12 protein-coding genes and 1 pseudogene are annotated in these 12,655 nt (G+C 70.8%); 8 read left to right on the top strand and 5 right to left on the bottom strand.

Annotation, left to right across the window (positions count from 1 at the left end; translation table 11 throughout):
- Positions 1-72: 72 nt before the first annotated feature.
- A complete protein-coding gene (locus AB4112_RS15620; RefSeq protein WP_441720836.1) occupies positions 73-1,647 on the top strand; it encodes a calcium-binding protein in 1,575 nt (524 codons plus the stop codon).
- 3 nt (positions 1,648-1,650) lie between these two features.
- Here AB4112_RS15620 and AB4112_RS15615 read toward each other — a convergent pair whose 3' ends face one another.
- A complete protein-coding gene (locus AB4112_RS15615) occupies positions 1,651-2,073 on the bottom strand; it encodes a PaaI family thioesterase (RefSeq protein ID WP_441720834.1) in 423 nt (140 codons plus the stop codon).
- Positions 2,074-2,201: 128 nt separating this feature from the next.
- Here AB4112_RS15615 and AB4112_RS15610 point away from each other — a divergent pair, with 128 nt between their 5' ends.
- The 3 genes from AB4112_RS15610 to AB4112_RS15600 are packed head-to-tail and all read left to right on the top strand — an operon-like array spanning position 2,202 to position 4,846.
- The gene (locus tag AB4112_RS15610; RefSeq protein WP_441720832.1) at positions 2,202-3,026 is read left to right on the top strand and encodes an enoyl-CoA hydratase; all 825 of its coding nucleotides are present in this window, start codon (positions 2,202-2,204) and stop codon (positions 3,024-3,026) included.
- Between the two features lie 3 nt (positions 3,027-3,029).
- Entirely contained in the window at positions 3,030-3,533 is a 504-nt protein-coding gene (locus AB4112_RS15605) for a CoA-binding protein (protein ID WP_309792023.1), read from the top strand.
- 11 nt (positions 3,534-3,544) lie between these two features.
- Positions 3,545-4,846 (top strand): O-acetylhomoserine aminocarboxypropyltransferase, encoded by a 1,302-nt coding sequence (locus AB4112_RS15600; protein WP_309792022.1) that lies wholly within the window; start codon positions 3,545-3,547, stop codon positions 4,844-4,846.
- A gap of 109 nt (positions 4,847-4,955) precedes the next feature.
- Here the strand turns inward: AB4112_RS15600 and AB4112_RS15595 are convergent, their stop codons facing one another.
- Entirely contained in the window at positions 4,956-5,834 is an 879-nt protein-coding gene (locus tag AB4112_RS15595) for a LysR family transcriptional regulator (RefSeq protein WP_309792021.1), read from the bottom strand.
- Positions 5,835-5,928: 94 nt separating this feature from the next.
- Here AB4112_RS15595 and AB4112_RS15590 point away from each other — a divergent pair.
- Positions 5,929-6,897, top strand: a pseudogene (locus tag AB4112_RS15590) (quinone oxidoreductase family protein); the annotation flags it as partial.
- Between the two features lie 27 nt (positions 6,898-6,924).
- Here AB4112_RS15590 and AB4112_RS15585 read toward each other — a convergent pair.
- The 3 genes from AB4112_RS15585 to maiA form a co-directional block, all read right to left on the bottom strand.
- A complete protein-coding gene (locus tag AB4112_RS15585; RefSeq protein WP_441720829.1) occupies positions 6,925-7,812 on the bottom strand; it encodes an amidohydrolase family protein in 888 nt (295 codons plus the stop codon).
- Positions 7,799-9,073, bottom strand: a complete 1,275-nt coding sequence (locus tag AB4112_RS15580; RefSeq protein ID WP_309792018.1) for an MFS transporter — start codon at positions 9,071-9,073, stop codon at positions 7,799-7,801. The genes AB4112_RS15585 and AB4112_RS15580 overlap by 14 nt, the downstream gene beginning before the upstream one ends.
- A gap of 174 nt (positions 9,074-9,247) precedes the next feature.
- Positions 9,248-9,889 carry a maleylacetoacetate isomerase gene (maiA, locus tag AB4112_RS15575; RefSeq protein WP_441720827.1) on the bottom strand — a complete coding sequence of 214 codons (642 nt, stop codon included), beginning with the start codon at positions 9,887-9,889 and terminating at the stop codon, positions 9,248-9,250.
- Between the two features lie 67 nt (positions 9,890-9,956).
- Between maiA and AB4112_RS15570 the strand changes: the two genes are divergently transcribed.
- The 3 genes from AB4112_RS15570 (at position 9,957) to metF (ending at position 12,650) form a co-directional block, all read left to right on the top strand.
- Positions 9,957-10,568, top strand: a complete 612-nt coding sequence (locus tag AB4112_RS15570) for an HAD family hydrolase (RefSeq protein ID WP_441720825.1) — start codon at positions 9,957-9,959, stop codon at positions 10,566-10,568.
- Positions 10,569-10,767: 199 nt separating this feature from the next.
- A complete protein-coding gene (locus tag AB4112_RS15565; protein WP_441720823.1) occupies positions 10,768-11,718 on the top strand; it encodes an ArsR/SmtB family transcription factor in 951 nt (316 codons plus the stop codon).
- Positions 11,715-12,650, top strand: a complete 936-nt coding sequence (gene metF, locus AB4112_RS15560) for a methylenetetrahydrofolate reductase [NAD(P)H] (RefSeq protein ID WP_309792013.1) — start codon at positions 11,715-11,717, stop codon at positions 12,648-12,650. The genes AB4112_RS15565 and metF overlap by 4 nt, the downstream gene beginning before the upstream one ends.
- The last annotated feature ends 5 nt before the right edge of the window (positions 12,651-12,655 follow it).

Raw genomic sequence — 12,655 nt, 5'->3', positions numbered from 1 at the left:
CGGCACCGGGTCCTGACGGGCTTGGCCTGCCCCGCCACAGGCAGGCGGATTACTCCAACTGAGGATTCCATCATGGCCACCATTACAGGAACTGCCGGCGACGACATCCTGACCGGGACCGACGTCTTCGACACCATCAACGGCCTGGCCGGCAACGACATGATCTACGGCGGCGGCGGCGACGACATTCTCAATCCCGGCACCGGAGCTGATTTCATCGACGGCGGCGACGGCTTCGACTCGGTCGATCTCGACCGCAGCGGCAGCAGCGCCGGGGTCACCTTCGCCCTCAACAGCGGCCCCGGCAGCGACGGCACCCAGGCCATCAACATCGAACTCATGACCTACCGTGGCGGTTCGGGCGCCGACACCATCACCGGCGGCGTGGATACCTACAACACCATTTACGGCGGCGACGGCAATGACACCCTCTACGGCGGCGGCACCTCCAGCGTAAACCACATTGAGGGTGGCGCCGGCGACGATGCCATCCAGTCAGGCGGCGGCACGCCCGACACCATCCTGTGCGGCGGCGGCAACGACGTCTTTCAGACCTCCAGCACCGAACGCGAGACCGTCTACGGCGATGCCGGCAACGACGTCCTTCACGGCGGCCTGGGGAGTGACCTGTACTATGGCGGCGATGGCGACGATCAGCTCGACGGCGCGATTGGCAACGACTTTCTCATCGGCGATGCCGGCAATGACAGCCTCGACGGCGGTGATGGCAACGACAGCCTCCAGGCCGGCACCGGAGTCGACACCGTCGATGGCGGCGCCGGCTTCGACACGGTGAGCCTCGACCGCAGCGACGGCGGTGTCGGGATCACCTTCACCCTGAACGGTGGCCCCGCCAGCGACGGCACCAGCGTCATCAACGTCGAGAGCATGGACTATCGCGGCGGCTCGGGCGCCGACGCCATCACCGGCGGCGCCGACAATGACTCCGTCACCGGCGGCGACGGCAACGACACCCTCCAGGGCGGCGGCGGCTACGACGTGCTTGCCGGGGAAGCCGGCAACGACGTGCTCCGCGGCGGCGCGGGGGGTGCCGGGGGCCTCAGCGGCGACCGGCTCTCCGGCGGCGCCGGCTTCGACGCGGTGATGTACAGCGAGGGCAGCGTCGGCGTCATCGTCTACCTCGACGGCCACGGCACCACCCGCGGCGGCAATGCCGAGGGCGACATTCTGGCCGGGATCGAGGCGGTCTATGGCAGCCAGGGCAATGACATCCTGATCGGGGGTGCCGCCAACGACACCCTGGTCGGGGCCGCCGGCGCCGACCAATTGATCGGCCAGGGCGGCAGGGACGCCATGATGGGCGGCGCGGGGGCCGACCGCTTCATGCTCGTCGCGGTCACCGATAGCGCGGTCGGCACCAATGCCGACCTCATCGCCGATTTCAGCCATGCCGAGGCCGACCGCATCGACCTGCACCTGGCCGACGCCGACACCACGGCGGCCGGCGACCAGGCCTTCAGCTTCATCGGCGCGGCCGCCTTCGGCCATCACGCCGGCGAGGTGCGCGCCACCGTGGCCGGCGGCATCACCATCGTGGCCGGCGATGTCGACGGCGACGGCGCGGCCGATTTCGCCATCACCCTGACCGGCGCGCTCACCCTGGTCGCGGCGGATTTCGTGCTGTAGCGGTCAGCCCCGCGGCGGGATCGAGTAGGTGCCGGTGGCATGCGCCACCGGCTCCGCCTCGCCCTCCGAGAACAGCAGCACCTCGCCATAGGCCAGGCGCCTGCCGAGCTTGAGCAGCCGCGCCTCGGCGATCACCGGCACCAAGGCGGGCCGGCGCAGGAAGTTGATCGCCATCGAGGTCGTCACCGCCAGCTCGACCCGGCCGATCCGGCTGAGCACCGCGGCATAGAGCGCGACATCGGCCAGGCCGAACAGGGCCGGGCCGGTGATGGTGCCGCCGGGCCGCACGAAATCGTCGCGGCACGGCATCACCAGGGTCGCGGTGCCGTCGCCCAGCGCCCGAACCGTCACCCCGAAGGCGCCGATCAGCGGCACGCCGTCGCGGATGATCGCCTCCACCGTCTCGGCCTCGATCGCCGGCGCCATGCCGCCCTCCCCGCTTTTTCCTGTGCCAGTAGGGAGAAATGCTTGGGCCCTCGCAAGGACCAGTTTGGTCTCTGTTTCATCCAGGGGCCATCGGGGTAGAGTGCGTCCGCATCGCACAGGAAGCCGCCATGTCCGCCCATCCCCTGCCTGCCGCCGCCCTGCCTGCCGCCGCCCTGGCCGAGGCCCCGCTGCTGCGCCGCGATGCCGACGGCGTGGCGACCCTGACCCTGAACCGGCCGGTGGCGCGCAACGCTTTGTCGCTGGGGCTGATGGCGGCGCTGGAGGCCGAGTTGCACGCGATCGGCCAGGACCCCGCGGTGACGGTGGTGATCCTGGCGGCGGCCGGGCCGGTGTTCTGCGCCGGCCACGACCTGAAGGAGCTGCGCGCCGACCCCAGCCGTGCGCATTACGAGCGCACCTTCGCCCAATGCTCCGCCCTGATGCTGGCGATCACCCGGCTGCCCAAGCCGGTGATCGCCCAGGTCCAGGGCATGGCGACCGCCGCCGGCTGCCAGCTGGTGGCGACCTGCGACCTGGCCGTCGCCGCGGCGGAGGCCCGCTTCGCCACGCCGGGGGTGAATATCGGCCTGTTCTGCTCCACGCCGATGGTCGCCTTGTCCCGCGCCGTCGGCCGCAAGCCGGCGATGGAGATGCTGCTGACCGGCGACGCCGTGACCGCCGACCGCGCCTGCGAGCTGGGCCTGATCAACCGGGTGGCGCCGGCCGACCGCTTGGCGGCCGAGACCGAGGCCCTGGCCCGCCAGATCGCGGCGAAATCGCCGCTGACCCTGGCCATCGGCAAGGAAGCCTTCTACGCCCAGGCCGAGATGGGGCTGCAGAGCGCCTATGACTATGCGAGCGAGACCATGACCCGGAACATGCTGGCGCGCGACGCCGAGGAGGGCATCGACGCCTTCCTGCAGAAGCGCCCACCCGTCTGGCAGGGGCGCTGACCGGTGGATCACGCCCCCCTGAATCACGACCGCTACGACGATGCTTATCTCCGCGGCATCCTGCGCACGGTGAAGACCATCGCCATGGTCGGGGCCAGCCCCAACTGGAACCGGCCGAGCTACTTCGCCATGACCTATCTGCAGGGCAAGGGCTTCCGCGTCATCCCGGTCAATCCCGGCGTGGCCGGCCAGGCCATCCTGAAGGAGACGGTCTACGCCCGGCTCCGCGATGTGCCGGTGCCGGTCGACATGGTCGACATCTTCCGCAACAGCGAGGCGGCGGCCGGGATCGTCGACGAGGCGCTGGCCCTGCCCGTCCCGCCGAAGGTGATCTGGATGCAGCTCGGCGTGCGCAATGACGCGGCCGCGGCGAAGGCGGAGGCCGCCGGCATCCAGGTGGTGATGAACCGCTGCCCCAAGATCGAATGGGCGCGGCTGAACGGCGAGCTGGGCTGGATGGGCACCTCGTCGCGCGTGATTTCGTCGAAGATGCAGAAAAAAGGGTAAGGAACAGCCTCATGTCCGAGAACAGCAGCAGCCCCGGCTTCGACACGCTGGCCATCCATGCCGGCGCCCGGCCGGACCCGGCCACCGGCGCGCGGCAGACGCCGATCTACCAGACCACCTCCTTCGTCTTCGAGGATGCCGAGCACGCGGCGTCGCTGTTCAACCTGCAGAAGCTGGGCTTCATCTACAGCCGGCTGACCAACCCGACCGTGTCGGTGCTGGAGGAGCGGATCGCCTCGCTCGAAGGCGGGGTCGGCGCTATCGCCGCCGCCTCGGGCCACGGCGCCCAACTGCTGGCGCTGTTCCCGTTCATGGAGCCGGGGGCCGAGATCGTCGCCGCCAACAAGCTGTATGGCGGGTCGATCAACCAGCTGGGCAACAGCTTCAAGCGCGCCTTCGGCTGGGTCACCCATTTCGTCGATGCCGACGACCCGGAGAACATCCGCCGCGCCGCCAACGACAAGACCCGCGCGATCTTCATCGAAAGCCTGGCCAACCCCGGCGGCGTGGTGAGCGACATCGCGGCGATCGCCAAGGTGGCGCATGACCTCGGCGTGCCGCTGATCGTCGACAACACCATGGCCACCCCGTATCTGTGCCGGCCGATCGAGCACGGCGCCGACATCGTGGTGCATTCCACCACCAAGTTCCTGTCGGGCAACGGCACCTCGATCGGCGGCGTGGTGGTCGATTCCGGCCGCTTCAACTGGGCCCAGTCCGACAAGTTCAAGGGGCTGACGGGCGAGGAGCCGGGCTATCACGGCCTGCGCTTCCACGAGACCTTCGGCGACCTGGCCTACACCTTCTACGGCCATGCCGTCGGCCTGCGCGACCTCGGCGTCAATCAGCAGCCGATGAACGCCTTCCTCACCCTGCTCGGCATCGAGACGCTGTCGCTGCGGATGGACCGGCACGTCGAGAGCGCCCAGAAGGTCGCGGAGTTCCTCTCGACCCACCCGGCGGTGGAATGGGTGAACTACGCCGGGCTGCCATCGTCGAAGTACCATGAGCTGGCGAAGCGGTACCTGCCGCGCGGCGCCGGCTCGGTCTTCACCTTCGGGGTCAAGGGCGGCTTCGACGCCGGGGTCAAGATGGTCGAGGGCGTGGAGCTGCTGAGCCACCTCGCCAATATCGGCGACGCCCGGTCGCTGATCATCCACCCGGCCTCGACCACCCACCGCCAGCTGACGCCGGAAGGGCTGAAGGCAGCCGGCGCCGGGCCCGAGGTGATCCGCCTGTCGATCGGCCTGGAATCGGTGGCCGACATCATCGCCGACCTCGACCAGGCGCTGCGGGCGGCGACAAAAGCCTAAACCCAGCCGGGGCCGTGGCGTCAGGCCTTCAGCAGGCCCTGCGCCACGGCCTCGGAGCGGCTCGCCGCGCCCGGCTCACGCATCGCCGCGTGCGTTCGCTTCCGCCCGCTCAACGTCCGGCCATTCCTTCCAGCAACCAGCGGTCGCGGGTGAAGATCTCGCCGATCGCGTCCATCGCCAGCCGCAGCCGGGGCGATCGCCGCAGATCCTCATGGATGGCGATCCAGATCTCGCGGCTGGCGGCGCCGTCGCGATCCGCTGCGACGTGGCGGAGCCCCGGGTCGGCGTCGCCGATGAAGCAGGGCAAGGCGGCGACGCCGATGCCGGCGCGGGCCGCGTGGACCAGCGTCGCCAGGTCGTTGGTCCGCAGCACCAGCGGCCGCGCCCCCGCGACCGCCAGCAGCCAGCGCTGCTGCGGCAGCTCGCCCAGGGACTCGTCGTCGCCGAGGAAGCACCACTCCTCGGGCCGCCTTCCGTCGAGATAGGCCGGCGCGGCGTAGAGGGCGAAGGTCAGCGTGGCGACGCGCCGGGCGACCACGCCATGCTCGGCCGGGCGGGACAGGCGCAGCGCCAGGTCGGCCTCGCGCTGGCCCAGCAGCGCCGCGCGCTTTTCCCCGGCGAGCGTCAGGACGATGCCGGGATGCGCCGCCAGGAACGGGCCCAGCCGTGGCGCCAGGAAATGGCTGGCCAGCACCGGTGGTGCCGAGACCCGGACCTCGCCGGCGACACCGGAGGCGCCGGCCGCGCGCCGGGCGAAGGCCAGCGCCTCCTCCTCCAGCCGCGCCGCATCCGCGACCAGCCCCTCGCCCTCCGGGGTCAGCACCCAGCCGCGCGGCAGCCGGTCGAACAGCCGCATGCCGAGCGCGGCCTCGAGCGCGTCGACCCGACGGGCCACGGTGGTGTGCTCCACCCCCAGCCGGCGCGAGGCCGCCGACAGCGAGCCGGCCCGCGCCAGGGCGAGGAAGTATCGGACATCGCCCCATTCCATCCGTGCAGGATTGCACAGATCCGGTGCGGACTCTCCGAATTCCGAACGAAATGTGACGGCCGCATGCTGGGCTTCCCGGAGCCCAGGAGCGACCATGCCCCCGATCACCACCCGCGCCATCCGCATCCACGCCCCCGGCGGCCCGGAGGCGTTGGTGCTCGACACCGTGACCCTGGCCGAGCCGGGGCCGGGCGAGATCCTGGTCCGGCAGCGCTTCGCCGGGGTCAACTTCGTCGACATCTACCACCGGACCGGACTGTATGGCGCCCCAGCCCTGCCGGCCGGGTTGGGGGTCGAGGCCGCCGGCGAGGTCGAGCGGGTCGGGCCCGATGTGACCGGGTTCCGGGAGGGCGACCGCATCGCCTATGCCGGGCTGCCCGCCGGCGGCTATGCCGAGCGCCGGATCCTGCCCGCCGCCCGCGCCATCCGCCTGCCCGACTCGGTCGGCTTCGACACCGCGGCGGCGGTGCTGGTCCGCGGCCTGACCGCCCACATGCTGTTCGAGCGGGTGCGGCCGCTGAGGCCCGGCGACATCGTGCTGATCCATGCCGCCGCCGGAGGGCTGGGCCTGATCGCGACGCAATGGGCGAAGCGGCGCGGCGCCACCGTGATCGGGACCGTCGGCGACGCCCGCAAGGCGGCGCTGGCGCGCGGACACGGCGTCGACCACACCATCCTCTACCGCGAGACCGACTTCGTCGCGGCGGTGCGCGCGGCGACCGGCGGGCGCGGCGCCGACATGGCGATCGAGGGCATCGGCGGCGACACCCTCCTGCGGACCTTCGACGCCATGGCCCCCTACGGCCTGATCGCCAGCGTCGGCCAGGTCGGCGGCAGCCTGCCCAGGATCGATGTCGGCGAACTCGGCCCGGCGCGGTCGATCGCCCTGGCCCGGCCCAGCGTGCTGCGCCACTACCTGCCGGACCTGGCGATCTATCCGCGCGCCGCCGCCGAAGTGCTAGCGGAGGTGGCGGCCGGGCTGAAGCCGGTCATCGGCGCCGTCTATCCCCTGGCTGAGGCGGCGGAGGCCCATCGCGCGCTGGAGACCGGGCGGACGACGGGGTCGGTTCTCCTGCCTAACCCAACCCCCTCAGAACCCGTAGAGCCGGGCCGGGTTGGCGGCCAGGACGGCGTCGCGCTGCGCCGGGTCGGGGATCCAGTCGGCCAGCAGGTCGAGCAGGTCGCCGACATTCGGCATCGGCCCGGCATGGGCGACATGCGGCCAGTCGCTGCCCCACACCATGCGGTCCGGCGCCGCCGCCAGCAGGGCGCGGGCGAAGGGGATGGTGTCGGCATAGGGCGGCCCGGCCACCGAGGTGCGGAAGGCGCCGGACAGCTTGACCCAGCCCTTGCCCCGGCGCAGCAGTCCGAGCAGCGCCTGGAAGCCGGGATGGTCGATCCCGGCCGAGACCGGCATGTGGCCCATATGGTCGACGACGAAGGGCACCGGCAGCCGCTCCAGCCGCGGCGCCAGCTCCGGCAGCGTCCGGGCGTCGAGCAGGGACTGCAGGTGCCAGCCGAGCTCGCGGCAGCGGTCGCCGAGGCGTTCGAGCTGGTCGAAGCCGACCCCCCCGCCGAACAGCACGTTGAGCCGCAGCCCGACCACGCCGGCCGCCTTCAGCCGCACCAGCTCGGCATCCGAGGCGTCGGCGCCGACCACGGCGATGCCGCGCAGCCGCCCCCGGTTGGCTTCCAGCGTCTCGACCATCAGCCGGTTGTCGGTGCCGTGCACGCTGACCTGGACCAGCACCCCGCGCGCCATGCCGACGGCATCGAGCATGCCGAGATAGGCCGCCGGCGGCGCCTCGGGCGGGGTGTAGCTGCGGCTGTCGACCAGCGGATAGCCGGGCGGCCCGCCGATGACATGGGCGTGGGTGTCGCAAGCCCCTTCCGGCAGCGCGATGCGGCGGGGCGGCCGCGGCGCCGGGTTCGGCGCCGGGCACATCGGGGCGGTGGGCAGCGGGTCAGCCGTCGGCATGCAGGGTCTTCCCCTTGGTTTCGGGCAGGGCCAGCGCGGCGATGAAGAGCAGGGCATAGGCCGCGACGGCGAACAGGCCGATGGCCCGGCCGAGCGGCATGGTGGCGCTGAGGGTGCCGACCAAGCTGGGGAACAGCGCGCCGACGCCGCGGCCGAAATTATAGGCGAAGCCCTGGCCGGAGCCGCGGACGCGGGTCGGGAACAGCTCGGTCAGAAAGGCGCCGACGCCGCTGAAGTAGCCGGAGCCGAAGAAGCCGAGCGGGAAGCCCAGGAACAGCATCGTGGTGTTGTCGATGTCCAGGCTGGTGTAGGCGAACACCACCGCGATGGCGCAGAGCGAGAACACGAAGAACAGCATCCGCCGGCCGATCCGGTCGGCGAGGTAGGCGCCGACGAGATAGCCGGTGAACGACCCGGCGATGATCACCGCGAGGTAGCCGCCGGTGTTCAGCACCGACAGCCCCTTCTCGGTCTTGAGGTAGGTCGGCAGCCAGGTGGTGACGGCGTAGTAGCCGCCCTGCGCCCCGGTGGCCAGGAGCGAGGTCAGGATCGTGGTCTTCAAGACCGGGCCGGAGAAGATCTCCAGCAGCCCCGGCCGGTCGCCGGTCTGAGCGATCCGCCGCTGCGTCTCGGCGAACACCGGCGGCTCGTCGACGAAGCGGCGCAGGAAGAACACCAGCCCGGCCGGCAGGATGCCGATGAAGAACAGGTAGCGCCAGGCGACCGTGGGATCGAACAGCTGGAACAGCACGGTGGCCGCGATCGCCGCCACGCCCCAGCCGATGGCCCAGCCGGACTGCACCGACCCGACCGCCTTGCCGCGGTGCTGCGGCCGGATCACCTCGCCCATCAGCACGGCGCCGGCCGCCCATTCGCCGCCGAAGCCGAAGCCCATCAGGGCCCGGGCGATGAACAGCTGCTCGTAGCTCTGGGCGAAGCCGCTGAGGAAGGTGAAGACCGAGAACCACAGAATGGTCAGCTGCAGCGTCCGCACCCGGCCGATGCGGTCGGCCAGGAGGCCCGCGGCCCAGCCGCCGACCGCCGAGCACAGCAGGGTGACGGTGGCGAGCTGCCCGGCCTGGGCATTGGTCAGCCCCCACAGCGCCAGCAGCGTCGGGATCACGAAGCTGTAGATCTGGACATCCATGGCGTCCAGGCCCCAGCCGGAGAAGCAGGCCCAAAAGGTCCGCCGCTCCGGCGGCGTCATCTCCTTGAACCAGGCGGTCGGGCTGTTGCTGTCCTCGATCGACTCGGTCGTCATGCTGCCCCCTGGTGTTACCGGCCCTGAAAGTTCGAAGACCGTTTGGAAACGCGTTGGCGTGAGTCGACTGGTGGTGGTGCCGAGAACCGGAGCGCAGCGGACGTTTGGTCCGTGAGCACCGGAAGCGCAGGCACCGCCATCAGGCGGCCGCGCCGGCGTGTTTACAAATGGTCTTCAAGCCTCGGCGTCGCCCTGGCGTTCCGGCGCCGCCTCGGCGAAGGCCGGCAGCGCCACCGCCCGCTCCTCGATCCCCAGCAGGGTCGGGTACGGGTTCAGGTCGCAGTCGAAGCGGCGGGCGTTGTAGAGCTGCGGGATCAGGCAGCAATCGGCGATGGTCGGCATCCCGCCATGGCAGAAGGCGCCGGTGTCGGGCGACCGCGACAGCTGGGTCTCCAGCGCGCCGAAGCCCTCCGCCACCCAGTGCCGGTACCAGGCCTCGATCGCCGCCTCGTCATGGCCCAGCGGCGTCTTGAGGTAGCGCAGCACCCGCAGGTTGTTGATCGGGTGGATCTCGCAGGCGATCGACAGCGCGATCGACCGCACCCGGGCCCGGCCGGCCGGGTCGGGCGGCAGCAGCGGCGGCATGGGATGCGTGTCCTCGATATACTCGATGATCGCCAGCGACTGGGTGATCACCGGCCCCTCGCCCTCCAGCGCCGGCACCAGCTTCTGCGGGTTCAGCGAGCGGTAGGGTTCGATCGCCTGCTCGCCGCGGCGCAGGTGGTGGAACACCGAGTCGTAGTCGAGGCCCTTCAGCGCCATCGCGATGCGGACCCGGTAGGCGGCCGATGACCGGAAATAGGTATGCAGCTTCATGGCTTGGGTTCCGCTCTCCCCGCGTGCTACCAGCGATTCCACATAGCCCGAAGCGGAGCGTCTTGCCATGCCCTCGTCACGTCCGACCATCGTCTTCGACATCGGCGCGGTGCTGATCGAGTGGAATCCGCGGCATCTCTATCGCAAGCTGTTCTCGGACGAGGCGGCGATGGAAGCCTTCCTGGCCGAAGTCTGCACCCATGACTGGAACCTGTCGATGGACGGCGGCAAGCCCTTCGCCGAGGGCATCGCCGAGAAGGTCGCCGAGTTCCCGCACCATGAGACTTTGATCCGCGCCTTCGACGAACGCTGGGAGGAGATGGCGCCGCACGTCATCGACGGCACCGTCGAGATCCTGAAGGGGCTGAAGGACCGCGGCGACAAGGTCTATGCCATCACCAACTTCTCGGCCGAGAAGTTCGCGGTGGCCCAGGGCAAGTACCCGTTCCTCGGCTGGTTCGACGGCGTCATCGTCTCGGCCCATGAGAAGCTGCTGAAGCCGGACGCCCGGATCTACCGGCTGCTGGAGAGCCGCTTCGGCCTGACGCTGGCCGACTGCATCTTCATCGACGACAACCCCGGCAACGTCGTCGGCGCCCGCGCCGTCGGCATGCGCGCGATCCAGTTCGAGTCGCCCGACCAGCTGCGCCGCGAGCTGGTGGAGATGGGGGCGCTGTAGGCGGCTCTTCGGCCCCCGTCCCCTCTCCCGTCATTACCGCGAAAGCGGGAATCTCCCTCCGGTTCCGCCGGGACGAGATCCCCGCTTTCGCGGGGATGACACGGGAATGGGAGCAAACACATAAAGACATGTTTATGTCTCTCTGAGAGTTTGCTATCCTGCTCGCGAGCGTGGATCCGGAGCGGGAGGCGATAAGGTCGTGGAACGTCTGCTGCAGGGGCTGAGGGCTGCCGCCGAGCCGACCAGGCTGCGGATCCTGATGCTGTGCGCCCATGGCGACCTGTCGGTGACAGACCTGACCCAGATCCTGGGGCAGAGCCAGCCGCGGGTCTCGCGCCATCTCAAGCTGCTGGCCGAGGCCGGGCTGCTGGACCGCTTCCGCGAGGGCACCTTCGCCTTCTTCCGCCTGGCCGAGAGCGGCACGGTGGCCGATCTGGCGCGCAGCCTGGTCGACCTGATCCCCGACGCCGACACCACGGTGGGCCTGGACCTGGAGCGGCTGGAGGCGGTGAAGCGCCAGCGCTCCGAGGCCGCGGCCGGCTACTTCCGCGACAACGCCTCGCATTGGGACGACATCCGCACCCTGCACATCGCCGACAGCGCGGTCGAGCAGGCGATCCTCGACCTGCTGCCGCCGGGCGAGATCGGCGACCTGCTGGACCTCGGCACCGGCAGCGGCCGGATGCTGATCCTGCTGGGCGACCGGGTGCGGCGCGCGGTCGGCATCGACCTGTCGCGCGAGATGCTGTCGGTGGCCCGCGCCAACATCGAGCGCGCCGGGCTGCAGCGCCATTGCCAGGTGCGGCAGGGCGACCTGTACCAGCTGCCGGTGCCCGGCCAGTCCTTCGACGTCGCGCTGGTGCACCATGTGCTGCATCACCTCGAGGACCCGGCGGCGGCGATCGCCGAGGCGGCGCGGGTGCTGCGCCCCGGCGGCCGGCTGATCGTCGCCGACTTCGCCCCGCACGACGTCGAGAGCCTGCGCGCCGACCATGCGCATCGCTGGCTGGGCTTCCCCGACGACCTGTTCGCCCGCTGGCTGCAGCGCGCCGGCTTCGATACCGAACCGCCGGTGCACCTGCCCGGCGCCCCCCTGACCGTCACCATCTGGCCCGCCAAGCGGGCGATGCAACGGAGAGCCGCGGCATGACCTCCCCTTCCGCGACCGCAACGGCCGAGTCCTCTCGCCGTGATCCCGCCGCGGCCGATATCGGCCGTCGTGACCCGATCGTCAGCTTCGAGTTCTTCCCGCCGAAATCCGACGCGGCCGAGGCGACGCTGATGGAGACGGTGACGCGCCTGGCGCCGCTGGCGCCGGACTTCGTCTCGGTCACCTACGGCGCAGGCGGCACCACCCGCGACCGCACCTTCGGCATCGTCACCAAGATCCAGGACGGCAGCGGCCTGCCCACCGCATCGCACCTGACCTGCGTCGGCGCCTCGCGCGAAGAGATCGACGACGTCGCCCGCGCCCTGTGGGCCGCCGGCATCCGCCGCATCGTGGCACTGCGCGGCGACGCGCCGGGCGGCGCGCCCTACCAGGTGCGGCCGGACGGCTACGCCTATGCCGCCGACCTGGTGGCGGGGCTACGCCGCATCGCGCCCTTCGACATCTCCGTCGCGGCCTACCCCGAGACCCATCCGTCGGCGCCGTCGGCCGATTTCGATCTCGACAACCTCAAGCGCAAGGCGGATGCCGGCGCCGACCGGGCGCTGACCCAGTTCTTCTTCGACACCGACGCCTTCCTGCGCTTCCGCGACCGCGCCGCCGCTTCCGGCATCACCCTGCCGATCGTGCCGGGCATCCTGCCGATCACCAACTTCGCCCGGACCAAGGAGTTCTCGCAGGCCTGCGGCGCCGCGGTGCCGGACTGGCTGGAGATGCTGTTCGAGGGGCTGGACGAGACGCCGGACACGCGCCAGCTGGTCGCCGCCTCGGTCGCGGTCGAGCAGTGCCGCCTGCTGCAGACCCATGGGGTGGAGGAGTTCCACTTCTACACCCTGAACCGGGCCGAGCTGACCCTGGCGATCTGCCGTTTCCTCGGCATCCGCCCGCGCCGCGCCGAGGCCGTCGCCGCCTGAAGGCC

The sequence above is a fragment of the Inquilinus sp. 2KB_23 genome, from assembly GCF_052115705.1.
GTDB classification, from domain to species: domain Bacteria; phylum Pseudomonadota; class Alphaproteobacteria; order DSM-16000; family Inquilinaceae; genus Inquilinus; species Inquilinus ginsengisoli_A.
The sequence above is the reverse complement of the archived record's forward strand: the minus strand, read 5'-3'. Positions and strand labels throughout refer to the sequence as shown.

Bases quoted from the DNA above. Each gene is read 5' to 3' on its own strand.
- metF (WP_309792013.1), top strand. From the start codon at position 11,715: ATGACCTCCCCTTCCGCGACCGCAACGGCCGAGTCCTCTCGCCGTGAT.
- AB4112_RS15615 (WP_441720834.1), bottom strand. From the start codon at position 2,073: ATGGCGCCGGCGATCGAGGCCGAGACGGTGGAGGCGATCATCCGCGAC.
- AB4112_RS15595 (WP_309792021.1), bottom strand. From the start codon at position 5,834: ATGGAATGGGGCGATGTCCGATACTTCCTCGCCCTGGCGCGGGCCGGC.
- AB4112_RS15610 (WP_441720832.1), top strand. From the start codon at position 2,202: ATGTCCGCCCATCCCCTGCCTGCCGCCGCCCTGCCTGCCGCCGCCCTG.
- maiA (WP_441720827.1), bottom strand. From the start codon at position 9,889: ATGAAGCTGCATACCTATTTCCGGTCATCGGCCGCCTACCGGGTCCGC.
- AB4112_RS15600 (WP_309792022.1), top strand. From the start codon at position 3,545: ATGTCCGAGAACAGCAGCAGCCCCGGCTTCGACACGCTGGCCATCCAT.
- AB4112_RS15585 (WP_441720829.1), bottom strand. From the start codon at position 7,812: ATGCCGACGGCTGACCCGCTGCCCACCGCCCCGATGTGCCCGGCGCCG.
- AB4112_RS15620 (WP_441720836.1), top strand. From the start codon at position 73: ATGGCCACCATTACAGGAACTGCCGGCGACGACATCCTGACCGGGACC.
- AB4112_RS15580 (WP_309792018.1), bottom strand. From the start codon at position 9,073: ATGACGACCGAGTCGATCGAGGACAGCAACAGCCCGACCGCCTGGTTC.
- AB4112_RS15570 (WP_441720825.1), top strand. From the start codon at position 9,957: ATGCCCTCGTCACGTCCGACCATCGTCTTCGACATCGGCGCGGTGCTG.